We start from the raw sequence: 23,821 nt of genomic DNA, 5'->3' as shown, positions 1-23,821 counted from the left end.
GTGAATCGAAATCCGTTCTGGCGGTACGCCGTCATCGGGCTGGCACTGATCTTCAGCCTGATCTATACCCTCCCCAACTTCTACGGCGAATCGCCAGCGGTTCAGATATCCAGCCAGAAGGCGACCATCAAGGTCGACGAGGCCACGGAGACGCGTGCGCTCGCCGCACTCACCGAAGCCGGCATCCCCAACACGGGGGTGCTGCGCGACGACAGCTCGGTCAAGATCCGCTTCGACTCGACCGACACCCAGCTGCGCGCCCGCGACGTGCTGGAAAAGGCGCTGAACCCGGATGCCTCCGATCCGGTCTACATCACGGCGCTGAACCTGCTGTCGGCTTCCCCCACCTGGCTCACGCAGCTGCATGCCCTGCCCATGTATCTGGGTCTGGACCTGCGCGGTGGGGTGCACTTCCTGATGCAGATCGACACGGCCGAGGCGCTAAACAAGCGTCTGGACAGCGCCATGGCCGATGTGCGCACGCTGATGCGTGACCGCAACGTGCGCCACAACGGCATCCGCCGCACCGGCAACCAGCTGGTGATGACCTTTGGCGACGAGGCCACCCGCGAGCGTGCCGAGGGCCTGCTGCGCGACCACCAGGGCGACCTGGCCCTGCAGACGCGCGGCAGCGGCGCCAATGCGCAGCTGGTGATGACGCTGACGCAGGCGGCCATGCGCACCTTCCTCGACAACTCGGTGCAGCAGAACATCACCACGCTGAACAACCGGATCAACGAACTGGGCGTGGCCGAGCCGGTCATTCAGCGCCAGGGCGCTGACCGCATCGTGGTGCAGCTGCCCGGTGTGCAGGACACGGCACGGGCCAAGGACATCCTCGGCCGTACCGCCACGCTGGAAGCCCGGCTGGTGGACATGAGCAACGAGGCCCAGCGGGCGCTGACCAGCGACACGGCCGTGGTGCCCTTCGGTTCCGATCTGTTCCGCCAGGGCCGTGGCGCCCCGGTGGTGCTCAAGCGCGAACCCATCTTCACCGGCCAGCAGCTCACCAACGCGTCGGCCACCTTCGACGAGCACCAGCAGCCCGCCGTGGCCGTGAGCCTGAACGAAGCCGGCGGCCGCCACCTGCGTGAGGTCTCCCGCAAGAACATCCACAAGCCGATGGCCGTGGTGCTGTTCGAGAAGGGCAAGGGCGAGGTGCTGACGGTGGCCACCATCCAGTCGGAGCTGGGCAGCCGCTTCCAGATCACCGGCATGGGCACGCCCAAGAACGCCGGCGACCTGGCCCTGCTGCTGCGCGCCGGTGCACTGGCCGCGCCGATGAACATCATCGAGGAACGGACCATCGGCCCGAGCCTGGGGGCCGATAACATCGAGAAGGGCTTCTCGTCCGTGGCGTGGGGCTTCCTGGCCATCTCGGTGTTCATGATCATCTACTACGCGCTGTTCGGCGTGTTCTCCACGCTGGCGCTGGGCTTCAACCTGCTGCTGCTGGTGGCGGTGCTGTCGCTGATGCAGGCCACGCTGACGCTGCCCGGCATCGCGGCCATCGCGCTGGCACTGGGCATGGCCATCGACGCCAACGTGCTGATCAACGAGCGTGTGCGCGAGGAGCTGCGCCGCGGCGTCTCGCCGCAGATGGCCATCAGCGCCGGTTACGAGCACGCCTGGGCCACCATTCTGGATGCCAACGTCACCACGCTGATTGCCGGTATTGCGCTGCTGGCCTTCGGTTCGGGCCCGATCAAGGGCTTTGCCGTGGTGCACTGCCTGGGCATCCTGACCTCGATGTTCTCGGCGGTGTTCGTGTCGCGCGGGCTGGTCAACCTCTGGTATGGCGGCCGCAAGCGCATCAAGCACCTGTCGGTGGGCCAGAGCGACTGGGTACCCGACGATCACAAGCCCGTTGCCAAGCGCTGACCGGAGGCTCACACCATGGAACTGTTCAAGATCAAGCGTGACATTCCGTTCATGCGCCACGTCACGGTGCTGAACATGATCTCCATCGCGTTCTTCGTCGCGGCGGTGATCCTGCTGGCCGTGCGCGGGCTGAACCTGTCGGTGGAGTTCACCGGCGGTACCGTCATGGAGTTCAACTACGCACAGCCGGCCGATCTGGGCAAGACCCGGCTGGCCATCGAGGAGCTGGGCTTTTCGGAGCCGCAGGTGCAGAACTTCGGCACCTCGCGCGACGTGATGATTCGCCTGCCGCTGAAGGAAGGCGTGTCGGCGGCCCAGCAGGCCGAGCAGGTGCTGGGCGCGCTGAAAACGGTCGACCCGAAGGTGGAGCTGCGCCGCAACGAGTTCGTGGGCCCGCAGGTAGGGCATGAGCTGGCCACCGGCGGCGCCATGGCGCTGCTGATGGTGATCGTCGGCATCGTGATCTACCTGGCCATGCGCTTCGAGTGGAAGTTCGGCGTGGCGGGCATCATCGCCAACCTGCACGACATCGTGATCATCCTGGGCTTCTTCGCCCTCTTCCAGTGGGAGTTCTCGCTGTCGGTGCTGGCAGCGGTGCTGGCGGTGCTGGGCTACTCGGTAAACGAATCGGTGATCATCTTCGACCGGGTGCGCGAGAAATTCCGCGAGCGCCACGCGAAGAACATGACCACCGCCGCCGTGCTGGACCACGCCATCACCACCACCACGTCGCGGACGATCATCACGCACACGTCCACGCTGATGATGGTGCTGTCGATGCTGTTCTTCGGCGGCCCCACGCTGCACTACTTCGCGCTGGCGCTGGCCATCGGCATCTGCTTCGGCATCTATTCGTCGATCTTCGTGGCCGCGGCCATCGTGATGCGCCTGGGCCTGAAGCGCGAGGATCTGGTCAAGCCGATCAGGAAAAAGGATGCCACGGAGGTGGAATTGCCGTGAGGCCGTGGGGGCGGCTTTCCGCCCCTACAGGGTTGCACCCACATGGGCAGGGTTCGGATTCGGACCCTGCCTTTTTTGTGTCCGGCAATCGGGGGGCATTTCAGCCCCGAGCATCGCCGGATCAGGCCGTCACTTCAGAAACCACTTCCCGACGATGGGACGGCCGAAGTGGGCCAGCACGGCAATCAGACAGATCTCGATGGAGACGGACCAGTAAACATGGCCCAGAATCTCGCTCCACAGCTCGGCAGCGTTGAGATTCCAGAGCCAGCCGGTGGCACCATGGGCATAGACCGGGTTGCGGAAGCCCAAAAGCGGGATCAGGAACCCGTGCATGACCACGGTAATGACCAGACCATAGAACGCACCGTACCAGAGCCGGATGCGCGGCCAGCGGATGCTGCCCCACACGTACAGCCAGGCAAACACGAAGCTGAAGCCCCAGTGATAGAGCGTGACGGCACCGGGCACCGTGGCGCCCTGGTACACATAGTCCAGTGAATGGGAGTTGAAGCCCAGCCATCCCAGCCAGGCATCGATGTTGGCGCCCGGCGGGGAGATTTCACCCGGTACGCGCGGTGGCATGTTCACTTCGGATCCCCACTTCACCAGCGAACTGATGAAGCCCCCGATCAGCGTGGTCCAGACGATGATCTGGCTGTTGACCTGGCGTTCGTGAACGGTGATTTTCGCATCGCTCATGTCGGCGCTCCTTGCAACACCGGGAATGATGGATGTACACCTGCAACGACGCCGCCCCCCGTGAGAAGGCCGATGGCACGGCCACAGCGGTTCGTCCGGGGGCGACAGAACGCCCGCCCCGCATGCGGCACATGCGGTACGCCGCCGCCCACGGTGCCCGGCCACCATGGGCAGGTGACAGCTCATGATAGGCAGGGGATCAGCCTGTGGACACGGAAACCCGCGTGGAGCTGTCGGAATCGTTATATTTCCTTTGGTAATGATAACTACCGGGAGGGGGCGGGAAACCAGGGACCGCCAGTCTGGGGGGGCAGGCCGGCGGGGCCGCAGAATCTTCAATGGTTTCAAGGCACGGCCAACACAGTCATGCGTACCCGCAGGAGAAACTCCCCTGCGGGCAGCCCCCGGCCCAGCCGTGTGCTGACAAGGCACGCTGCGCAGGCAAGGCGGACCGCCCTGCCGGACAGGGCAACACCCTCGCGTACGGCTGGGAACTGCGAGGGGTCGATGAGTGCGTGACACGCTCTAACGCCAGTAGAAGAAGCCGCTTTCGCCCGCATGCGCAGAACGGTCATCGATCAGGTAGTGACCGTCGAAGCCCAGCTTCTGACCCCGCTGCCAGCCGGCCGGTGCCTTCCAGGCCGTGCAGTGCAGCCGGCGGGCATACTGCAGCCCCGACGCATTCCAGCAGAGCTTGGCCTGGCTGCCATTCTGGCCACGCAGCAGCATCAGCTGTTCGAGACGGGGGCTGGTGCTGTTCGTGCGGCTCGTGCCGCTGGCTGCATTGGCTGTGCCGGTGGCATTGGCGGCACCGGAGCCACTGGTAGCGGAAACAGCGGCCGAGCTGCTGGTGCCTTTCCATTCGATCAGCACACCATAGGGCACCACGCTGTTGAAGGCGATGGTGCGCGCCGCAGCAGCCGACAGCTCCAGCTTCTCGACGTGCGTACCGTTGCCCCAGAAGTTGCTGATGCCATCGTCCGCCCCGTCACGCACGCTGATGGTCTGCCCCAGCGTGAAGCCGGTGCCCGAGACGGTCAGCGATGTTCTCACTTCCAGATAGTGGACACGCTGGGTGGCCCCGATGCTGAGCGGGTGGTAGTAGCGCGGATAGCTGTACGCGTAGATGGTGTAGCTGCGCCCTTCTTCAGCCGCCCGGTAGCGGTAGTAGTTCTCCGTGCACTTCGCGTCGATCAGCGGGCTGGACGGATCGGGTGCCGAGGTGGTGTGCGTGTAGTTGAACGGATCCAGCTCCACACCGGCCACGACGTTGGGGGTATGCGTATTGGCCAGCAGGCTGCCGTTGTAGCTGGTGGCCCGGGAAAGGGAAGCACAGGCCCTCTGGTCGATCATGGCCAGCAGCACGTCGCCACGCACGCCCCGGGCGGAAATGAGCGGAAGCCTGCTGACGATGGGGGTGATGGTGCCGGTGCCGGAAGCACCACCGTTCTGGTTGCCTGCGCTGCCGCCGCCGGACTGGTTGCCCGTGTTGCCGGTACCACCGCCGGACTGACTGCCCGTGTTGCCCGTGCCGGCATTGCCGGTGCCACTGCCACCTGTCTGGCCGCCAGTGTTGCCACCGCTGCCTGTGCCACCAGCACCAGAATCCCCCGTGCCACCACTGCCGGAAGCACCATTCTGGCCGGTGTTGCCGTTCTGGCCAGTCTGGCCCCCCTGACTGGCGTTACCGCTCTGGCCTGTCTGTCCAGACTGGCTGGCATTACCGTTCTGGCCAGTCTGGCCCCCCTGACTGGCGTTACCGCTCTGGCCTGTCTGTCCAGACTGGCTGGCATTACCGTTCTGGCCGCTCTGGCCGTTCTGGCTGGTGTTGCCATTCTGGCCGTTCTGGCCTGCCTGCCCGGACTGGCCGCCACCCGGAATGAGGCCGCCGCCACTGGACGACGGCGGCTGCGGAGAGCTGAGTACGCCCCGCTGTGCCCCACCGCCGCCGCCACCGCAGGCGGCCAGAAGAAGTGCGAGCGCCGCCGCAGTAACCGGCAGCCGAAACTGTATCGATGTCCGCATGGTGATGCTCCTGTCGTTCAGACCCTCATCACCCGCAGCATGCTTCACACTTTCTTGCAATGCAATGTCTGTAGCCTATATGGCGTCACATTTTGGATACATGCGCACAGAGGTGGCGTTGGAGGCGGGCATCACTTCCAGTAGTTGTTGGCAGCGGCCACGGTCTGGAAGTTGATGGCAACCACCTGCGACACGGCGGTCAGGCTGTCGGCATCCTTTTCGTACACGGGGCGCAGCTGGGCGCGCACTTCGGCGCTGGGCTGGGTGTACTTGACGGCCATGCGCGACAGTTTGATGGCCAGTTCATACCCCTCTTGCGGGGTGGCGGTGATGAGGCTGGGCAGCCAGGCTTCCATGGTTTTCTCCGTTCGGTTCCGGTAAATGAAAGAGCCCGCCGCGAAAACCCACGAAGGCTCCCGGGGCGGGAGGAGGCGCATTTTAGGAAGACAGCTACGGGCTGATCAAGGGGAATGGAACGGACGGCGGAAGATATAACGGTATTTTCCAAAAACACCGGGATTTCTTCAGCACGTGGATCTGGTACACATTATTGTCTTTGATTTTGATAATGTATCTTGTTATTGAAATCAAATAAATGCACGATCTCATACGGATACATGAAAGCCCCTGCAAAAGTCTGCGAGCGCTTTGGAGCCAGGGTCGGGGTGAGTTACCCCCGCCGGCCGCAGCCGCAGCCCACCCGGGTACCCGTCTGGGCGTTCTCGCCCTCGGTGGAATAGCCGTCGCGCCGCCACCAGTCGATGCCGCCCACCAGTATCTGCACCTTCAGGCCGGCGGCCTGCAGGCGGCAGGCGGTCCGTTCGGCCACGTCGCCGTCTATGCCATCGTCGCAGCAGACGTAGAGGACATCGGGAGACAGCGAGGACAGGCTGGTGGTCTGGACGACGCAGCCGGCATCCGCCGTTGCGGCATCTGCGCCCGAGGCAACCAGCGGCAGGTTCAGGGCGCCGGGGATATGCTCACGGGCAAAGGCTTCGGGTGAACGGCCGTCCACCACCTTGACGGGCTTGCCCTGCTTGATGGCCCAGAAGAGTTCCCAGGCGTCGGTTTCGGGGAGGGTGGCGTGCAATGTCATTCAGTGAGGAAAGCAGGAATGTCGCGCTGACCATGCAGGACACGCAGAACGGAGATCTGCTCTGGATGCTCGACGTAGAACACCAGATGCGGATAACCGGGCACTCGCCAGAATTTCAGCCCCGGTAGTTGAAGCACATGCTCGTAGCGGGATGAACCGGTACCAGGGAACCGGGCGATGTGCCGATAGGCCTTCTGAAGCGCCTCGGCAAAATGCAGCCCCGCCCGTTCTGCATCCTGCTCCAGATAGTCGGCAACGATACGCTCGACATCCTGACGTGCCCGGACGCTGTCTTCAATGACCTTGTACTTCACGACAGTCATTCCACCGTTGCTTCACAGCGCCTGCGGGCAGCCTTCCGTACCTTCTGTTTCAGATCATCGAAATAGGCGTCATCCGCCACCCCTGCCGGCCCACTGTTGATGCCATCGAGCAGCATGCTCCGCAGCTGCAGGCGCCCCTGCTCCCTGCGAAGCAGGTCGCGGACATACTCGCTGCTGGACACGTAGCCACCCTGCGAGACCTGCTCGTCCACAAAGTTCTTCAGTGCGTCGGACAGGGAGATGTTCATTGTGACCATGGGCAAGCCTCCGGCGTGGTGGATGGGCGGTCGTGGATGGGCGCAAGCTTAGCCCGTTTGGCAAAGATTGGCAATCCATGCAGGAAGCGTACCGGCCACCAGGGCGCATCATGAACTCATCCGTCCTGCGCACCAAGCTCCACGCCGGAAACCGATGTGGCATCCTCCCGATCAGTCCACAGGGGGCAGCCTGCAGGGTTGGCCTGCTGTGATCAGCCCGCCGCGCCGTGCGGCACCTGGACCAGGCCCAGTATGGCCAGCAGGGCACCGCCCACCCCGCCGATCAGGGCGCCAAGGAGCACGCTGGCCAGGGTTCCCAGCAGGATGCCAACGATGGAATAGCCCAGAGAGGCTTTCGGAATGGCTCCGGACAGAGCATTGCCCGCCACCCAGAGGGAGTAGATCCACAACGGTGTGACGATGTACGGCTGTGCGCCGGACAGGGCGAGCAGGAAGGAAATGGTGTGGATCAGGAACCACGCCGCTGCAACCAGGTTGAACAGGTCGCCTTCGCCATCCCAGCGATCACCCCGCTTCAGCCACCCACGCAGGACACGCACCACCACCAGATAGCCAGCCCACATGATGAGGATGCTCGACCCGATGACATACCACGATGGAAACATGGGCGCACCGGGTCGCAACGGCATCAGCACCTGCAGGACGCCGGAGAGGATCCCCAGCAGGAGGATGGCCGCGTTGGACTGCCAGCGCGGAAACGCATAATCGCTGAACGGCAGTTCCTTCAGGACGACGAGTTTTGCGCTGGGAACGAAAATGTTCATGCAGGGGTCTCCTTTTTCTCTGACGATCTTTCTCTGATGGATCCTTCTCTGACGATCCGCGTTGGCGTGGCCAGCAGAACCATGCCATCCCGATCCTGGGTCCAGAGCGCTCGCAGACTTTTGCAGAGGATCGTTGTGCGCTCAGCCCGCAGGACCAGCCGGCATTGCTCAGCCCGCAGGGGCGGCCGGCATGGGCAGGTAGCCCATCTTGACCAGCATGATGCCCACCGCGGCACCGATCAGCGCCCCGGGGATGATGGCCAGTATCACGCCGACGATGGAATAACCCAGCGAAGCCTTGGGAATGGCCCCGGAAAGGGCGTTGCCGGCGACCCATATCGTATAGATGGACAGCGGCATGACGATGAAGCCCGGCGCGCCGAGCATCGACGCTGCATAGACGATCAGATCGATCACCAGCCAGGACGCCGCAATCAGGTTGAACATATCGCCCTCGCCATCCCAGCGGTCACCCCGCTTCATCCACCAGCGCAGGATGAACATCGCCATCAGAAAGAGCACCCAGGTGGAAAGGAAGTTCGAGCCCAAAAGAACCCAGAACGACATCAGGGGAAGGCCATGCATCTGCGGTGCCAGCGTGGCAGAAATGGCCGACAGCAAAGCCACCAGTGCGATGGACGCATAGGACTGCCAGCGTGGAAATGCATAATCGCTGAACGGCAGTTCCTTCAGGACGACGAGTTTTGCACTGGGAACGAATATATTCATGCAGGGATCTCCTTGGTCAGGGTTGCTGGATATTGCTGGAGTGTGTGACGAACCGCGTCGTCCCCCGCGCCGGCCCCCAGTCGTGTGCTGACAGCGGACAGGGCACAGGGCGGACGCAGGACGCAGGGCACACTGCGCAGAGGCGGACGGTATTCGATGTCAGGGTCCGTCCTGCTGGCGGGCGACCGTCTTCTGGAACACCCCTTTCAGCACGAAGAACAGGACCACATTGATCAGTCCGATCACGACACCTTTCAGGGCGGCCCCTTCGACCGGCTGGTCATCGAGCAGGAAAGCACCCGCCAGACAGGCAGCGGAAACGATGAACACCACGGCGGCACAGGGCCAGCTCCACGCGGCCTTCCCCATGGCCACTCTGGCCAGCAGCACGATCAGGACACTGCTGAGGGCGGTTGCGATCATGAGCACGGACGTTTCCCCCTTCTCTTTTCGATAATTCGTTAAATTATGCGCAATTATCTGTATCTTCGAGCAAAAGCCCGCATATCGCACCCGGGATATCGTGTGAACGCAGCCTGGGCCGCATCCACGACACGTGGGGAAGCCTGCTGGTTCACACGCCTTGTCTCGCAAGACCACCTTCTCCACCGCATGCGGCTGGCCGGGAGTCGTGCCCCTCCCCTGCGACACAAAAACCGTTTCGTCCGGGTCAGTCCCTGTCCACAATGCCGGCTCCGCGTTCTGCCTGCCCGTGTTCTGCCCGCGCGCGTTCTCCCTGCACGTATTCTCCCTGCACATGTCCCGCCTGCACGTGTTCTGCTTCCGCGCGTTCTGCCTGCGCCTGTTTACGCGCCTTGCGCACCGCAACCCAGCGATACAGCCCGTACGCCAGGGTCATGCCGATGGCCCCGATGGTGGACACAACGAGAACGAAATGCATGCGGTCGGCCCAGCTGCGTTCGAGGCCGATGGGAAGCAGCATGAGAATCGTGAACAGCGCCAGCAGAACCAGGAACGAGGTCAGCAGCACGCGCCATGCGGAATGACGGCGCCGCGCAGCGTACTTCGGGTATTCATCGATTCCGATCTCTACCACCGTCCCCACGATGATTTCCATCAGGAATTCCAGCGCCATGCAGCTTCCTCCCGTCACGCATTACCGGACATCATGGCACATCACACCCGCTTCGCCAGCGCCTCGGCCCGGCCAATGTAGCTGGCCGGCGTCATGGCCTTGAGCTGTTCCCTGGCGGCGGCGGGGATTTGCAGGGTATCGATGAAGGCCACCAGCTCGGCCTGGCCGATGGCACGACCGCGGGTGAGTTCCTTCAGCTTCTCGTACGGTTTTTCCACGCCGTAGCGGCGCATGACGGTCTGGATGGGCTCGGCCAGCACTTCCCAGTTGGCATCGAGATCGCGGGCCAGTGCCGCCTCGGCCACCTGCAGTTTGCCCAGGCCGCGCTGGGCGGAGTCGAAGGCCAGCAGTGCGTAGCCCAGCGCCACGCCGACGTTGCGCAGGACGGTGGAGTCGGTCAGGTCACGCTGCCAGCGGCTGACGGGCAGCTTCTGGGCCAGATGCGAGAGCAGTGCGTTGGCCAGGCCCAGGTTGCCCTCGGCGTTTTCGAAATCGATGGGGTTGACCTTGTGCGGCATGGTGGACGAACCCACCTCGCCTTCCTTCAGCTTCTGGGTGAAATAGCCAATGGAAATGTAGCTCCAGATGTCGCGGCACAGGTCCAGCAGCACGGTGTTGAAGCCGATCAGCGCATGGAACAGCTCCGCCATGTAGTCGTGCGGTTCGATCTGCGTGGTGAGCGGGTTGAAGGTCAGGCCCAGCTGCCCCTCGATGACGCGCTTCGAGAAGGCCGGCCAGTCCACCTCCGGATATGCGGAGAGATGCGCGTTGTAGTTGCCGACGGCGCCGTTCATCTTGCCCAGCAGCTGCACGGCGGCAATATGCTCGCGGGCCCGCTTCATGCGCTGCACGACGTTGGCCAGTTCCTTGCCCAGGGTGGTGGGCGAGGCGGGCTGGCCGTGGGTGCGCGACAGCATGGGCAGGCCGGCATACTGGTGTGCCATGGTGCGCAGGGTGTCGATGATGCGGTCGATGGCGGGCAGGATGACCTGTTCGCGGCTGCCCTTGAGCATCAGGCCGTGCGAGGTGTTGTTGATGTCCTCGGAGGTGCAGGCAAAGTGGATGAATTCGGCGGCGGGTGCCAGCTCGGCATCCTCGGCCACCCTGCTCTTCAGGAAGTATTCGACCGCCTTCACGTCGTGGTTGGTGGTGCGTTCGAAGTCCTTGATGGTCTGGGCATCGGCCGGGCCGAAATGCTCGACGATGGCCTGCAGGCGCTGGCGGGCGGCGACACTGAAGGGCTTCAGTTCGGGCAGGCCGGCATCCGAGAGCGCGATGAGCCAGGCCACTTCCACCTGCACGCGGTGGCGCATGAAGGCGGCCTCGGACCAGAAGGCGCGCAGCGGGGCGACCTTGGCGGCATAGCGGCCATCCAGGGGAGAGAGGGCTTCGAGGGCGGCGGATTGGGCGGACATGAGGGGGCTCCGGCTGGGGTGATCGACAGCCGGAATGCTAGCAAATCCCCTGTATTCCCCACATACACACACGGCTCAGGGCCACCCTGCCCCGGAATACGGATCGCCCCCTGGCACCGCCTCATGCAGGCGTATCGCCACTACCGTCCTTCAACAGGATGGCCGCCTTGCCCTGCATGCCGTACGTGTGTTTCGCGGGACAAACGCCCCCCAACACGCGCTAGAGCAGCTTGTACAGCCGCTCCCCCACCATCTGCAGGGTCTGCGCCGCCCCAGGCAGGCAGCGCGCGTTGTGCAGCGGCAGCGCGCTGGCAAAGAGGTTCCACTGCGCCATCAGGCGCACGCCGTCGGTGCCCTGCTGGGCCACGGCATTGAGCCAGGTATCGAGCAGACCGCGGCGTGCCTCCATCAGATCCCACTGGGCCAGGTCACGCCCCCAGCAGGCGCTGAGGCCGTCCAGCATCAGCTGGCACATCAGCAGACGACGGCGCGCGCGCCCTTCCATGCCGCCCAGGCTCTGGGTGTCGACCGCCGGCAGCAGGTTGCCCAGCGGCGCGGCCACTTCCTGCGCCATCGGCAGCATCAGGCGGGCGATGTCCAGCGTGGGCTGGGTGCGGGCAGCGTCGGACACGGTGTGCCAGCGGGCTTCGATGGCCGTCATGTCGGAACGCTCGATGCGCGCGAACAGCTCGCGCTTGACACGCCCCAGCAGCAGGTCGGCATTGCGGCGCTGGCTCTCCAGCGTGCTGCGATAGCGGTCGGCGCCGTCATCGATGCCGGCCAGCACGTAGGTGGACAGCAGGGTGGCCTGTGCCTCCAGAAACTCGATAATCAGCATGCGCTGCCCCTGGGAGAGGGGCCCCAGCTGGCGTCGGGTGGTATTGGCATGGGCGGGCCTGCCGAGCAGCAGCCCGGAAAATGCCATGGCAATGATCTGCAACAGCCGGCGACGCTGACGCCGCGCCATTTCTGGTCGCGAGCGCGCGCCGGCCTGGGCCCTTGCGGCAGGGGCCGGCGTGGTAGTTGCCATGTGTCGTGTACCCGGAGTGTCCATATGCCCCGGATTGTTGGGCAGGACGTACAGGGCCGCCAGCACGCGCGGACGAGCGGAGGGTGCAGGCGGTCAGGCGCGGGCAGGTTTCCGGTCGATGATGCAGCCCCCCAGACAGACTTCGCCGTCGTAGAACACGGCGGACTGGCCTGGCGTGACGGCCCACTGCGGGCTGGAGAAATGGACCTGGATGCGCGGCCCGCCAGACGCGGCCGGGTCTCCCGGCCGGGAGGCACCGCCGGCTGCCCCGTGTGATGTCCCCGGCCAGCTCCCCCCCGTCACCGGGTCTTGCGTGCCGACGCCCCCCGCTGATGGCACGCCAGCCCCCCTCCCGGGTGGCATGCCGGCCACAGGCATGCCGGCCGCAGGCCAGCCCGCCCCCGTCATGCCGCCGGCGCCGCACACGGGCACATCCCCCCACGAGGGTCCCCGCACTGCACCGGTATTCTGGCCGGCCGCCCCGGTGGGCACGGGCACCCCCAGACTGGCCGCCACCTCGCGGGCAATGGCACTGGCGTCATCCTGCCCCACCACACTGCCCTGCCCCATACCGATGCCGGCCCCCATGCCACGCCCCCGGGCAGCGCCGGGCCGGAAGCCGTCGGCGGCACAGCCACGGGGTACATCCCCTTCCAGCCAGCCATCGGCATCTTCCTGCCGGTAGCGGGCCTTGATGCCGTAGTGCTTGCCCGTGATGGGGGCGTCACCGATCCAGTGCACATCACGCCCCACCAGCTCGCGGGTGAGCAGCAATGGATGATCGTGGCCACGCACGACGGTCAGCGTGTTGGTGGCCAGATCCTTGCCGGCCACGAACCAGGGTTCCCCGCCGGCATTGTCGCGCCGGCCGCCGATGCCAATGCCCTTGCGCTGACCCAGCGTGTAGAACGACAGGCCCACGTGCTCGCCCACCTGCACGCCCCGGTCGTCGACGATGGGGCCCGGCTGGGTGGGCAGGTAGCGCGACAGGAACTCGCGAAACGGCCGCTCGCCGATGAAGCAGATGCCGGTGGAATCCTTCTTGGTGGCGTTGGGCAGGCCGATGCGGGTGGCGATCTCGCGCACCTCCGGCTTGGTGTATCCGGCCAGCGGAAAGACCACGGACGAAAGCTGGTATTGATTCAGCCTATGAAGGAAATAACTCTGGTCCTTGTTCCTGTCGGCCCCGCGCAACAGCTGCACGCGCCCATCGGGCCCCACGCGGCTGCCGGCATAGTGACCGGTGGCGATGCGTTCGGCCCCCAGCTTCAGGGCGTGGTCCAGAAACGCCTTGAACTTGATCTCGGCGTTGCAGAGCACGTCGGGGTTGGGTGTGAGGCCGGCCTCGTAGGCCTCCAGAAAGAGCCGGAACACCCTTTCCCGGTAGTCTGCGGCGAAGTTGACGGCCTCCAGGTCGATGCCGATGACATCGGCCACGCTGGCGGCATCCAGCCAGTCCTGCCGGGAGGAGCAGTACTCGCTGTCGTCGTCATCTTCCCAGTTCTTCATGAAGAGGCCCGTGACCTGCCAGCCGGCCTCCTTCAGCAGCCAGGCACTGACGGCCGAATCGACCCCGCCCGAAAGCCCCACCACAATCTGACGGCCTTCGCCGTCCGGTATCGTACGTTTCATGCGAACATTGTAGAAAACAGAAAATCCCTGCAGCAAACCCTTGGAAAGGATCGACTCATGAGAATCGGGATCCCGAAAGAGCGGCGCCCTGGCGAAACCCGGGTAGCCGCCACACCGGAAACGGTCAGGAAGCTGGTGAAAGCCGGCCACGAGGTGGTGGTGGAACGCGAGGCCGGTGTGGCCTCCGACATCCCCGACACCGCCTGGGAAGAGGCCGGTGCGCAGCTGGTGGACACGGCCGGTGCCTTCGGCGCCGAGCTGGTGGCCAAGGTGCGCAGCCCCATGGAAGAGGAGCTGAAGCACCTGAAGGCCGGCACGGCCCTGCTGGGCATGCTCAACCCCTTCCATGCCGAAGGGCTGGAGAAGCTGGCCGCCACCGGCGTGACCGGCTTTGCCCTCGAGGCCGCCCCCCGCACCACGCGGGCACAGAGCCTGGATGTGCTCTCATCTCAGGCCAATATCGCAGGATACAAGGCCGTGCTGGTGGCCGCCAACCTGTATCAGCGCTTCTTCCCCATGATGATGACCGCCGCCGGCACGGCCAAGGCCGCCCGCGTGGTCATCCTGGGCGCCGGGGTGGCTGGCCTGCAGGCCATCGCCACGGCCAAGCGGCTGGGCGCGGTGATCGAGGCCTCGGACGTGCGCCCTGCCGTGAAGGAGCAGATCGAGTCGCTGGGCGCCAAGTTCATCGACGTGCCCTACGAGACCGATGAAGAACGCGAGGCCGCCGCCGGCGTGGGCGGCTACGCCCGGCCGATGCCGGCATCGTGGCTGCAGCGCCAGGCCGCTGCCGTGGCCGAGCGCATCAGGCAGGCCGACGTGGTGATCACCACCGCGCTCATCCCGGGCCGCAAGGCGCCGGTGCTGGTCACGCGCGCCATGGTCGAGTCGATGAAGCCGGGCTCGGTCATCGTCGACATGGCCGTCGAACAGGGCGGCAACTGCGAGCTGTCGCAGGCCGACAAGGTCGTGCGCCACCATGGCGTGAGCATCGCCGGCGTGGGCAACCTGCCGGCGCTCGTACCGGCCGACGCCTCGGCCTTCTACGCCCGCAACATCCTCGACTTCCTGAAGCTGATCGTCGATGACGAGAAGAAACTGAAGATCAACCTCGAGGACGACATCGTCAAGGCCTGCCTGGTCACGCAGGACGGCAAGGTGCTGCGCGAGCAGAAATAAGGGAAAAGCATGGAACTCGTCAATCACACCATCATCAATCTGATCATCCTCGTGCTGGCCATCTATGTGGGCTATCACGTGGTCTGGAACGTGACGCCGGCGCTGCACACACCGCTGATGGCCGTCACGAACGCCATCTCGGCCATCGTCATCGTGGGCGCCATGCTGGCCGCCTCGCTGACCGAAACCGGCCTGGGACGGACCATGGGCCTGCTGGCCGTGGTCCTCGCCGCCGTCAACGTGTTCGGCGGCTTCCTGGTGACACGGCGCATGCTCGAGATGTTCAAGAAGAAAGAACCGAAAAAGGCGGAGAAACAGGCATGAGCATGAACCTTGTCGTCCTTCTGTACCTCGTGGCCTCGGTCTGCTTCATCCAGGCCCTGAAGGGACTGTCGCACCCCACCACCGCCCGCCGCGGCAACGTCTTCGGCATGAGCGGCATGGCCATCGCGCTGCTCACCACGGTGGCGCTGATCCTGAAACTGCAGGATGCCGCCGGCACCCAGTCCAACGGGGCCGGCATCGCGCTGGTCATCCTGGGCCTGCTGGTGGGCGGAACCCTCGGCACCATCATGGCGCGCCGGGTGGAAATGACCAAGATGCCCGAGCTGGTGGCCTTCATGCACTCCATGATCGGCCTGGCCGCGGTCTTCATCGCCATCGCCTGCGTGGCCGAGCCCTGGGCCTTCGACATCGTCGCCCATGGCGAGCGCATCCCCGTGGGCAACCGCGTCGAGCTGTTCATCGGCACCTTCGTCGGCGCCATCACCTTCTCCGGCTCGGTCATCGCCTTCGGCAAACTGTCGGGCAAGTACAAGTTCCGCCTGTTCCAGGGCGCCCCGGTCACCTTCGCCGGCCAGCACGCACTGAACCTCATCCTGGCCATTGCCATGGTGCTGTTCGGCTGCTGGTTTGCCGCCACACAGGGCTGGTTCCCGTACTGGATGATGACCGCCATCGCCTTCGTGCTGGGCGTGCTGATCATCATCCCGATCGGCGGGGCCGACATGCCGGTGGTGGTGTCGATGCTCAACAGCTACTCGGGCTGGGCGGCCGCCGGCATCGGCTTCTCGCTCAACAACCCCATGCTGATCATCGCCGGTTCGCTGGTGGGCTCCAGCGGTGCCATCCTCTCGTACATCATGTGCAAGGCGATGAACCGCTCGTTCTTCAACGTGATCCTGGGTGGCTTCGGTGCCGATCCGGCCGCAGCCGGCAGTGGTGAAGCCAAAGAGCAGCGCCCCGTGCGCAGCGGCTCGGCCGACGACGCCGCCTTCATGCTGGCCAACGCCGACTCGGTCATCATCGTGCCGGGCTACGGTCTGGCCGTGGCCCGCGCCCAGCACCCGCTGAAGGAGCTGACCGACAAGCTGATCGAGAAAGGCGTGCAGGTGCGCTATGCCATCCACCCGGTGGCCGGCCGCATGCCGGGTCACATGAACGTGTTGCTGGCCGAGGCCGAGGTGCCCTACGACCAGGTCTTCGAAATGGAGGACATCAACCCCGACTTCGGTGAGACCGACGTGGTGCTGGTGCTGGGCGCCAACGACGTGGTGAACCCCGCCGCCAAGGACCCCAGCTCCCCCATCGCCGGCATGCCGATCCTGGACGCCTACAAGGCCGGCCAGGTGATCGTGAACAAGCGTTCGATGGCCTCCGGCTACGCCGGCCTGGACAACGAGCTGTTCTACATGCCCAAGACCATGATGGTGTTCGGCGACGCCAAGAAAGTGGTCGAGGACATGGTGAAGTCGCTGGAGGGCTGACCCGCACGCAGAACGCCCGCGGCCTTGTGCAGCGGGCACTGCGCCGGGCCGGCCGGCATGCCACAGGCCAGCCACTGGAAGCACCTGCTGGCCTCCAAAAGCACCTGCGCCGACTACCGGAAGCGCCAGGACAGGCAACAGCCACTCCACCGCGGGCGATTCACCCGTCCTCCGCAAACCCCTGCTGCCTCATGGCACAGGGGTTTTTTGTTTTATCGGCGCCTATACAACACCCGGCGCCGGGGGCTGGCCACACGCAAACCGGTGCCCGACAATCAGACTTCGTACGTTTGGTGGATGGTCGAAGCATGGCTGGCGAGAGTTTTACCGCGTTTCTGCTGGGGGCCTTTGTGAGCCTTCTCACCATCATGAACCCGCCGGCCACGCTGCCCATCTTCACCTCGGTCACCGTCGGCATGGACGCCGACACCACACGGCGCACGGCCACCAAGACCTCGCTCTACTGCTTCTGCATTCTGGTGGGATCGCTGTTCGTGGGCAGCATGATCATGAAGGCCTTCGGCATTTCCTACGGCGCCATGCGTGTGGCCGGGGGCATGATCATCGGCCTGCTGGGCCACGGCATGCTGTATGGCAAGGCCGAGGTGTCGGAAGTGGCCAAGGCCCAGTATGGCAATCCCGCCTTCTTCCCGCTGGCCCTGCCCGGCATCACCGGCCCCGGCTCCATCGCCGTGGTGATCGGTCTGGAGACGCAGATCCGTGAGCTGGGCGGCTTTCAGCACCGCATCGGTGCCTATGCCGCCGTGCTCATTGCCATGCTGATGGTGTGCGCCATCGAGTGGCTGCTGCTGCGCAGCGCCCGCAGCGTCACCACCCGGTTGGGCAACACCGGCATCGAGGTGGTGACCCGGCTGAGCGGCTTTCTGCTGATCTGTGTGGGCGTGCAGTTCGTGGCCTCGGGCGCCCAGACGCTGTACGCCACGCTGGTGCAGGCGGCTGCTGCGGCGCACTGAGGCGGCGCAGCAAGCCGCGCCTCAGTCCTTGATCGGCTCGCCGTGAATGGCGTTGATCGCCCCCGTCACCATCCGCAGCATCAGGTAGATACCGATGAGCGGGAACAGCAACAGGGTCAGCGACGGAAAGGCCAGGCAGACAAGCCCGGCCAGCAGCGCCAGCCCGGCCCCCAGCCAGCAGGTGCCGATCATCCAGCGGTGGTGCGTGTAGTACACCGTGCCCCGTGCATGGTCGCGCTGCAGATGGTTGATGATCAGCCCCGCCAGACTGGCTGCCCCCACCGTGAACGGCCCGCCCAGGATGTGCAGGGCATAGCAGGCCAGCGCCAGGTTGCGCTGGGTGGCCAGGTTGTGAAGATCGTCGGACGGAGCATCCCGGGACGAGCCGTGCGAGGGTACGGAGCCGTGCGCGGAAGCAAAGGGGGAGCCAGCCGGGGCAGAGCCGGCCGGCGAGGCAGCATTGGAGTCGATGTCCATGAACGGAACAGATCCGGAAAAGAGAACCAAGTGTCTCTTTTGAGACTAATCCCTTTGGGGAGCATGGACAATGACGTTTGTCGCATCCTGGGGGATGGGGGGGCGGCAATCCCCTCCCCGGTCGATGGCCCGACTGTTCAAAACATCGGGGGCAAGCGGGGAAATCAGACGGAAACAGGCGCTTTGCTGGGGAAGAAAGTCTCGACACGGCGGTTGAAGGCCAGCATCTCGTCCATGACCCGGGCAGCCAGAAACCATTGTTCACCCTGCCGGGCGCTCCGGGCGGCACTCTGTCCTTGAAATCGCCGCCACTGCCCAGACCTGCAGGAAGATGCGCCCGAGCGTTCGGACAGCGCAGCCCCTCCCCCATCCTCAGCGGAGCGCTTGCCATGCCGTCCTACACCTACGACAACGTCACCAACATCGAAACCCAGCAGGAGGCAGCGTTCCGGCGCACGGCCATGCTGGACTACTGGATGCACCTCATCGGGATGACCTTCTCGCTGGGGCTGCTCAACGTCATCGCCCTGATCGTCAACTACATCCAGCGTCCGTCGGCACGGGGTACCATCTACGCAAGTCACTTCAGCTGGATGATCCGCACCTGCTGGTGGACCATCCTGTGGGTCTGCGTCACGGTGCCGCTGGGCTTCATCACCTTCGGGCTGCTGGGCTTTCTGGCCATCATCCCGGTCATCTGGTTCTACTACCGGATGATCAAGGGGCTGCTGCGGGCCAATGCGTATCAGCCCATGATGATCGTGTGATTCCCATTCCCCCCACCTCCAGCCGCTGCTCCATCCATTCGATCCAGTGCATGACCGGCGTGTCCGTTCCGGCACCCAGGTGGGCAATGCACCCCACGTTGGCCGACAGGATCAGTTCGGGCCGGCTGTGTTCGAGGTTGTCGAGCTTGCGGGTGCGCAGCTGCTGCGAAATGTCCGGCTGCAGTACCGAGTAGGCGCCGGCCGAACCGCAGCACAGGTGTGAATCGCGGATGGGCTGCAGTTCGGCACCCCAGATGGTGAGCATGTCCTCCACCACACCACGGATTTTCTGGGCATGCTGCAGGGTGCAGGGCGGGTGGAACACCAGCCGCTGGGGCTTGAGGGGCATGGCGGGACGGTACTGCGCCAGTTCACGTGACAGCCATTCGCTGAGATCGAAGGTGATGCCGGCAATGTGGCGGGCACGTTCGGCATAGACGGGATCGTTGCGCAGCAGGTGTCCATAGTCCTTGACCATGGCACCGCACCCCGAAATGTTGATGACGATGGCCTCGGCACCGGCCTCGATGTGCGACCACCAGGCATCGATATTGCGGCGCGCATCCTGCAGGCCGGCGGGTTCGTCATCCAGATGAAAGGGCAGCGAGCCGCAGCAGCCCGATTTCCGCTCAACGATGGCCTGGATGCCCAGCCGGTCCAGCACCCGTGCCGTGGCACGGTCCACGGCCGGCAGCATGGCTTCCTGCACGCAGCTGTTGAGCATCAGCACCTTGCGGGCATGCGCGCGGGCGGGCCACTGGCCCACGGGATGGTGCACGGGGGGTACCTTGGCCCGTACGGCCGCGGGCAGGACCGGACGCAGGGCACGGCCGATTCTCATCAGGCCGCCAAACAGCGGCCTGCAGCCCACCACGCGGCGTACCAGCGTGCGGACGGCCGCTTCACGCCGGGGCCGGCGCACTTCGGTGCCAATGATGTCGCGACCGATGTCGAGCAGTTTCGAATACTGGACGCCCGAAGGACAGGTGCTTTCGCAGTTGCGGCAGGTCAGGCACCGGTCCAGATGATGCAGGGCCGACAGGGTGGGCGTTGCACCTTCGAGTACCTGTTTCATCAGGTAGATGCGGCCGCGCGGGCTGTCCTTCTCGTCGCCGAGCAGCTGGTAGGTGGGACAGGTGGCGGTGCAGAAACCGCAATGGACGCAGGCACGCAGGATGCGTTCGGCCTCCTCCCCGGCAGGCGTGCCGAGAAAACGGGCAGCAAGGTGGGTTTCCATCAGACATCACTCCAGCTTCAGTCAGACATCATTCCAGTCAGGCATCATTCCAGTCAGGCATCATTCCAGTCAGGCATCACCCCAGTCAGGCATCACTTTAGTCATTCAGCCATTCAGCCATTCAGTCAGGCAGTCGGGCATCGCTCCTGTGAGACCACGCGACCCGTGTGTCCATCGGACGGCTGCCGGTACGTGCATCAGTCACAGCCCGGTATACATCCGGCCCGGGTTGATCAGACCACGCGGGTCGAAGGCCTGCTTGAGGCGCTGGTGAATCTGCAGGTTTACGAGATCCAGTGGATGAAAACGCTCCGCGCCGGCGCATGTTCCCAGGGAAAGCCCGACAGCGGTACCCGCATGCACACCAGCCGCAGCCGTGCCGGCCCGGAACAGCGTGGCCGTCCCGCGCTGGCGTGCAACCAGATGGCGCAGTGCCGCAGCAGCCCCGGGCCAGGCATGGTCCCTGCCCCCGAAGCGGTACACCGGCTGGCCGTGCTCCAGGGGCGGGCGCCACCAGCGCAACGCCCCTCCCCATTCGATCAGATGCTCACCCGGCAGATCGAGCGGCAGGGTGGTGGCGGGGACCGACAGGCGCCAGAGAGGCGCCGTTGCGCTGGCCGGGCCGGTAAAAAAGTCCAGATGCTGGTCACGCAGCGCACGCCAGAAGGCATCGGCCTCGCTGATGTCCACGACTTCGCCACCCAGCAGCCTGCACGCTGCATCGACGGCGCGCCGCGCCCCGCACAGGCGGACATGCAGCACGCCCCGGTACCAGCAGGTAGCCGCCAGTGGCAGGGGCTGGCCGCCCCAGCGGTTGCAGGCGGCCAGTGCATCGGCTTCGGTCATCTCCAGGCGCAGGGTGGCATCGGCACGCGGCACGGGCAGCACCTTCAGCGAGACTTCGGCAATCATGCCCAGCATGCCGAGCGATCCGCAGAGCAGACGCGACATGTCGTAGCCGGCCACGTTCTTCATCACTTCGCCACCAAAACGCATGACGCTGCCATCGGCCGCAAGCAGCACGGTCCCCAGCACGAAATCGCGCACGGCGCCCGCCGACAAGCGTCGCGGTCCCGACAGGCCGGTGGCCACCATGCCGCCCACGGTACGCCCCGGGGCGAAGTGCGGTGGGTCGAAGGGCAGACACTGGCCCTGTTCGGCCAGCAGCACCTCCAGTTCGGCCAGCGATGTGCCGCAGCGTGCCGTCACGACCAACTCTGAGGGATCGTACGAAACGACGCCGGCGTAACGGCGACAGTCCAGCATGACAGAAGCAGGTTGTGCGATGTCTGTGGAGCCCTCCGGCACGAAACCAGCTGGTGTCCCACCGGCAATCTCCTCGCCACGGAAGCGGTACGGATTGCCGTAGAACGCACAGGTGCCACCCCCTTGCAGCAGAATGGGATAGCCACCTCGATAGGCGCAAACCAGCTGTTCACGCAGTTCGGCAAGGGCTGCATGGGAAGCACGTGCCTCACGGATTGCACCAGCCGCGGGGATGTCGCCCGCATTCGTGAACGCTTGTGCCGTACCGTTTTCCTTGCAGAAAGAAGACATGATCATCGTTCCTTTCGAAATCATCGTTCCTTTCGAAACCGGACAGGGACGGCCGGGAACATAGCAGGGACAGTCGAATACATGGCATGGATAGCCGGAAGCATGGCAGGAATAGCCGAAAACATGGCCGGGATAGATGGAAACAAGGGTATCTCCATGCTCAGAACCGCGGCAGTTCCGGAAACTTCAGCCGCCCCTGCTGCACGTGCATGCGTCCGTATTCGGCGCAGCGGTGCAGCGTGGGAATGGCCTTGCCGGGGTTGAGCAGCCCCGGGGGATCGAAGGCGCGCTTCAAGGCAAAGAAGGCTGCGCGTTCTGCCTCGGAGAACTGCACGCACATGGAGTTGATCTTTTCCACGCCCACGCCATGTTCGCCGGTGATGGTGCCGCCCAGCCCGACGCACAGTTCCAGAATTTCCGCACCGAATTTCTCGGCCCGGTCCCATTCGCCCGGGATGCAGCTGTCGAACAGGATGAGCGGGTGCAGGTTGCCGTCGCCCGCGTGAAAGACGTTCATGCAGCGCAGGCCATATTTGCGTTCCATGCCGGCAATGGCCTGCAGCATGCGGCCCAGGGTGCGCCGGGGAATGGTGCCATCCATGCAGTAATAGTCGGCAGAGATGCGGCCCGCCGCCGGAAAGGCATTCTTGCGGCCGGACCAGAAACGCATGCGCTCGGCATCGGAGGTGGACACCTGCAGGCGGGTGGCCCCGGCCTTGCGCAGCACGGCTTCCATGGCCGCAATTTCTTCGGTGACCTCCGCTTCGGTGCCATCGGATTCGAGCAGCAGAATGGCGGCTGCATCCAGATCGTAGCCGGCGTTGACGAAAGGTTCGACGGCCCGTGTGGCCTGCTGGTCCATCATCTCCATGCCGGCCGGGATCAGCCCGGCAGCGATCACGTCGGCCACGGCATTGCCGGCGGTTTCCACGTCGTCAAAGGAGGCCATGATGACGCGTGCCTGCCGGGGCATGGGCAGCAGCCGGACCACCACCTCAGTCACGACCAGCAGCATGCCCTCGGAACCGATGGCCGCCCCGAGCAGGTCGAGCCCCGGGGCGTCCAGCGCCACGGCAGATGTCGTACAGGCCGGCCCGGACGGCGCCCCCGATACGTCACGAGGCCCCGGTGCGCCAGGAGGTGCGGCCGCCGCCCTACCCTCCGCCACAGCCGGATCCATCCCCGGCCCCAGCGTGATGGGGTCGCCATCCACGGTCAGCCCGCGCACGGCCAGCACGTTGTGCACGGTCAGCCCGTACTTGAGGCAATGCACGCCACCGGAATTCTCGGCCACATTGCCGCCGATGGTGCAGGCGATCTGCGAGGAGGGATCGGGGGCGTAGAACAGGCCATGCGGCGCGGCCGCTTCGGAAATGGCCAGGTTGCGCACACCGGGCTGGACACGGGCGGTACGGCTGTACGGGTCCACGTGCCCGATCCGGTTGAAGCGGGCCATCGACATCAGCACGCCGCCGGCATGGGGCAAGGCACTGCCGGTGAGCCCCGTGCCAGCCCCGCGCGGCACCAATGGCACGTCCAGCGCACGGCAGAGGCGGATGATGGCCTGCACCTGCGCTTCGGCGTCGGGAATGACCACCACCAGGGGCAACTGGCGATAAGCACTCAGGCCGTCGCATTCGTAAGGACGCAGGTCTTCCTCGCGGTGCAGGACACTGCCCGCCGGCAGGATCTGCTGCAGGCGCTGGATGAGCTGACGCGCCTGCCCGGGCGGCAGCGGGCGGGCAATGTCCTGCCACGGCTGCTCGCCCTCCTGAAGCCGTGGCAGGGCAAATGCCTGCGTCTCGGTGTCCACCGGTTGCGGGTTGTCGCACAGGGGCGGCACACCGGCATGCACTACAGGCGGATGCAACCGGGCTGACGGGTGCGACCGGGCTGGCGGTTGCCCCGGCCAGGGCGATGACGGGCCGTTGTC

Annotated in this window: 24 protein-coding genes and 1 pseudogene; 7 read left to right on the top strand and 18 right to left on the bottom strand. The window is 65.1% G+C overall.

What is annotated here, in order from left to right:
- Positions 1-1,881: a protein translocase subunit SecD gene (gene secD / locus EHV23_RS00685; protein ID WP_125094275.1), complete on the top strand. Its 1,881-nt coding sequence runs from the start codon at positions 1-3 to the stop codon at positions 1,879-1,881.
- Positions 1,882-1,896: 15 nt separating this feature from the next.
- Positions 1,897-2,841, top strand: a complete 945-nt coding sequence (secF, locus tag EHV23_RS00680; RefSeq protein ID WP_125094274.1) for a protein translocase subunit SecF — start codon at positions 1,897-1,899, stop codon at positions 2,839-2,841.
- A 129-nt stretch (positions 2,842-2,970) separates the two neighbouring features.
- On the opposite strand, the gene EHV23_RS00675 is transcribed toward secF, so the two are convergent.
- From EHV23_RS00675 to mnmA, 14 genes and pseudogenes are all read right to left on the bottom strand, one after another.
- Positions 2,971-3,543 (bottom strand): YagU family protein, encoded by a 573-nt coding sequence (locus EHV23_RS00675; RefSeq protein ID WP_125094273.1) that lies wholly within the window; start codon positions 3,541-3,543, stop codon positions 2,971-2,973.
- A gap of 525 nt (positions 3,544-4,068) precedes the next feature.
- The gene (locus EHV23_RS00670; protein WP_125094272.1) at positions 4,069-5,568 is read right to left on the bottom strand and encodes a hypothetical protein; all 1,500 of its coding nucleotides are present in this window, start codon (positions 5,566-5,568) and stop codon (positions 4,069-4,071) included.
- Positions 5,569-5,699: 131 nt separating this feature from the next.
- Positions 5,700-5,924 (bottom strand): hexameric tyrosine-coordinated heme protein, encoded by a 225-nt coding sequence (locus tag EHV23_RS00665; protein WP_125094271.1) that lies wholly within the window; start codon positions 5,922-5,924, stop codon positions 5,700-5,702.
- A 314-nt stretch (positions 5,925-6,238) separates the two neighbouring features.
- Positions 6,239-6,664, bottom strand: coding sequence for a rhodanese-like domain-containing protein (locus EHV23_RS00660; RefSeq protein ID WP_125094270.1), 426 nt, complete (start codon positions 6,662-6,664; stop codon positions 6,239-6,241).
- On the bottom strand, positions 6,661-6,978 hold the full coding sequence (locus tag EHV23_RS00655; RefSeq protein WP_238990218.1) for a type II toxin-antitoxin system RelE/ParE family toxin: 318 nt from the start codon (positions 6,976-6,978) through the stop codon (positions 6,661-6,663). The genes EHV23_RS00660 and EHV23_RS00655 overlap by 4 nt, the downstream gene beginning before the upstream one ends.
- Before the next feature lie 5 nt (positions 6,979-6,983).
- Positions 6,984-7,244 (bottom strand): type II toxin-antitoxin system ParD family antitoxin, encoded by a 261-nt coding sequence (locus EHV23_RS00650; RefSeq protein ID WP_125094268.1) that lies wholly within the window; start codon positions 7,242-7,244, stop codon positions 6,984-6,986.
- A 212-nt stretch (positions 7,245-7,456) separates the two neighbouring features.
- Positions 7,457-8,029 (bottom strand): hypothetical protein, encoded by a 573-nt coding sequence (locus EHV23_RS00645; protein ID WP_125094267.1) that lies wholly within the window; start codon positions 8,027-8,029, stop codon positions 7,457-7,459.
- Positions 8,030-8,197: 168 nt separating this feature from the next.
- Positions 8,198-8,758, bottom strand: a complete 561-nt coding sequence (locus EHV23_RS00640) for a hypothetical protein (RefSeq protein WP_125094266.1) — start codon at positions 8,756-8,758, stop codon at positions 8,198-8,200.
- Positions 8,759-8,917: 159 nt separating this feature from the next.
- The gene (locus tag EHV23_RS00635; RefSeq protein WP_125094265.1) at positions 8,918-9,181 is read right to left on the bottom strand and encodes a hypothetical protein; all 264 of its coding nucleotides are present in this window, start codon (positions 9,179-9,181) and stop codon (positions 8,918-8,920) included.
- 247 nt (positions 9,182-9,428) lie between these two features.
- Positions 9,429-9,854, bottom strand: coding sequence for a hypothetical protein (locus EHV23_RS00630; protein WP_125094264.1), 426 nt, complete (start codon positions 9,852-9,854; stop codon positions 9,429-9,431).
- A 41-nt stretch (positions 9,855-9,895) separates the two neighbouring features.
- Positions 9,896-11,269, bottom strand: a complete 1,374-nt coding sequence (gene purB, locus EHV23_RS00625; RefSeq protein WP_125094263.1) for an adenylosuccinate lyase — start codon at positions 11,267-11,269, stop codon at positions 9,896-9,898.
- Positions 11,270-11,489: 220 nt separating this feature from the next.
- The gene (locus tag EHV23_RS00620; protein WP_125094262.1) at positions 11,490-12,299 is read right to left on the bottom strand and encodes a hypothetical protein; all 810 of its coding nucleotides are present in this window, start codon (positions 12,297-12,299) and stop codon (positions 11,490-11,492) included.
- A 93-nt stretch (positions 12,300-12,392) separates the two neighbouring features.
- On the bottom strand, positions 12,393-12,662 hold the full coding sequence (locus tag EHV23_RS16555; RefSeq protein ID WP_420813038.1) for an aminomethyltransferase beta-barrel domain-containing protein: 270 nt from the start codon (positions 12,660-12,662) through the stop codon (positions 12,393-12,395).
- A 303-nt stretch (positions 12,663-12,965) separates the two neighbouring features.
- Positions 12,966-13,931 (bottom strand): annotated as a pseudogene (mnmA, locus tag EHV23_RS00610) (tRNA 2-thiouridine(34) synthase MnmA); the annotation flags it as partial.
- A 57-nt stretch (positions 13,932-13,988) separates the two neighbouring features.
- On the opposite strand from mnmA, the gene EHV23_RS00605 reads away from it, so the two are divergent.
- The 4 genes from EHV23_RS00605 (at position 13,989) to EHV23_RS00590 (ending at position 17,850) form a co-directional block, all read left to right on the top strand.
- The gene (locus EHV23_RS00605) at positions 13,989-15,110 is read left to right on the top strand and encodes a Re/Si-specific NAD(P)(+) transhydrogenase subunit alpha (protein WP_125094261.1); all 1,122 of its coding nucleotides are present in this window, start codon (positions 13,989-13,991) and stop codon (positions 15,108-15,110) included.
- A gap of 9 nt (positions 15,111-15,119) precedes the next feature.
- On the top strand, positions 15,120-15,434 hold the full coding sequence (locus EHV23_RS00600) for an NAD(P) transhydrogenase subunit alpha part 2 (RefSeq protein ID WP_125094260.1): 315 nt from the start codon (positions 15,120-15,122) through the stop codon (positions 15,432-15,434).
- Positions 15,431-16,876, top strand: coding sequence for an NAD(P)(+) transhydrogenase (Re/Si-specific) subunit beta (locus EHV23_RS00595; protein ID WP_125094259.1), 1,446 nt, complete (start codon positions 15,431-15,433; stop codon positions 16,874-16,876). The genes EHV23_RS00600 and EHV23_RS00595 overlap by 4 nt, the downstream gene beginning before the upstream one ends.
- Before the next feature lie 308 nt (positions 16,877-17,184).
- Positions 17,185-17,850: a MarC family NAAT transporter gene (locus EHV23_RS00590; RefSeq protein WP_125094258.1), complete on the top strand. Its 666-nt coding sequence runs from the start codon at positions 17,185-17,187 to the stop codon at positions 17,848-17,850.
- Between the two features lie 21 nt (positions 17,851-17,871).
- On the opposite strand, the gene EHV23_RS00585 is transcribed toward EHV23_RS00590, so the two are convergent.
- The gene (locus EHV23_RS00585) at positions 17,872-18,327 is read right to left on the bottom strand and encodes a DUF4870 family protein (RefSeq protein ID WP_125094257.1); all 456 of its coding nucleotides are present in this window, start codon (positions 18,325-18,327) and stop codon (positions 17,872-17,874) included.
- Between the two features lie 389 nt (positions 18,328-18,716).
- Between EHV23_RS00585 and EHV23_RS00580 the strand changes: the two genes are divergently transcribed.
- On the top strand, positions 18,717-19,094 hold the full coding sequence (locus EHV23_RS00580) for a DUF4870 family protein (RefSeq protein WP_125094256.1): 378 nt from the start codon (positions 18,717-18,719) through the stop codon (positions 19,092-19,094).
- On the opposite strand, the gene glcF is transcribed toward EHV23_RS00580, so the two are convergent.
- From glcF to EHV23_RS00565, 3 genes are all read right to left on the bottom strand, one after another.
- Positions 19,045-20,331, bottom strand: a complete 1,287-nt coding sequence (gene glcF, locus EHV23_RS00575; RefSeq protein ID WP_125094255.1) for a glycolate oxidase subunit GlcF — start codon at positions 20,329-20,331, stop codon at positions 19,045-19,047. The genes EHV23_RS00580 and glcF overlap by 50 nt on opposite strands.
- 201 nt (positions 20,332-20,532) lie before the next feature.
- Positions 20,533-21,888 (bottom strand): glycolate oxidase subunit GlcE, encoded by a 1,356-nt coding sequence (gene glcE, locus EHV23_RS00570; protein WP_125094254.1) that lies wholly within the window; start codon positions 21,886-21,888, stop codon positions 20,533-20,535.
- 160 nt (positions 21,889-22,048) lie between these two features.
- Positions 22,049-23,635, bottom strand: a complete 1,587-nt coding sequence (locus EHV23_RS00565; protein ID WP_125095439.1) for an FAD-linked oxidase C-terminal domain-containing protein — start codon at positions 23,633-23,635, stop codon at positions 22,049-22,051.
- Between the last annotated feature and the right edge of the window lie 186 nt (positions 23,636-23,821).

Origin of the sequence: Lautropia dentalis (assembly GCF_003892345.1) — a bacterium.
GTDB lineage: Bacteria > Pseudomonadota > Gammaproteobacteria > Burkholderiales > Burkholderiaceae_E > Lautropia > Lautropia dentalis.
The sequence above is the reverse complement of the archived record's forward strand: the minus strand, read 5'-3'. Positions and strand labels throughout refer to the sequence as shown.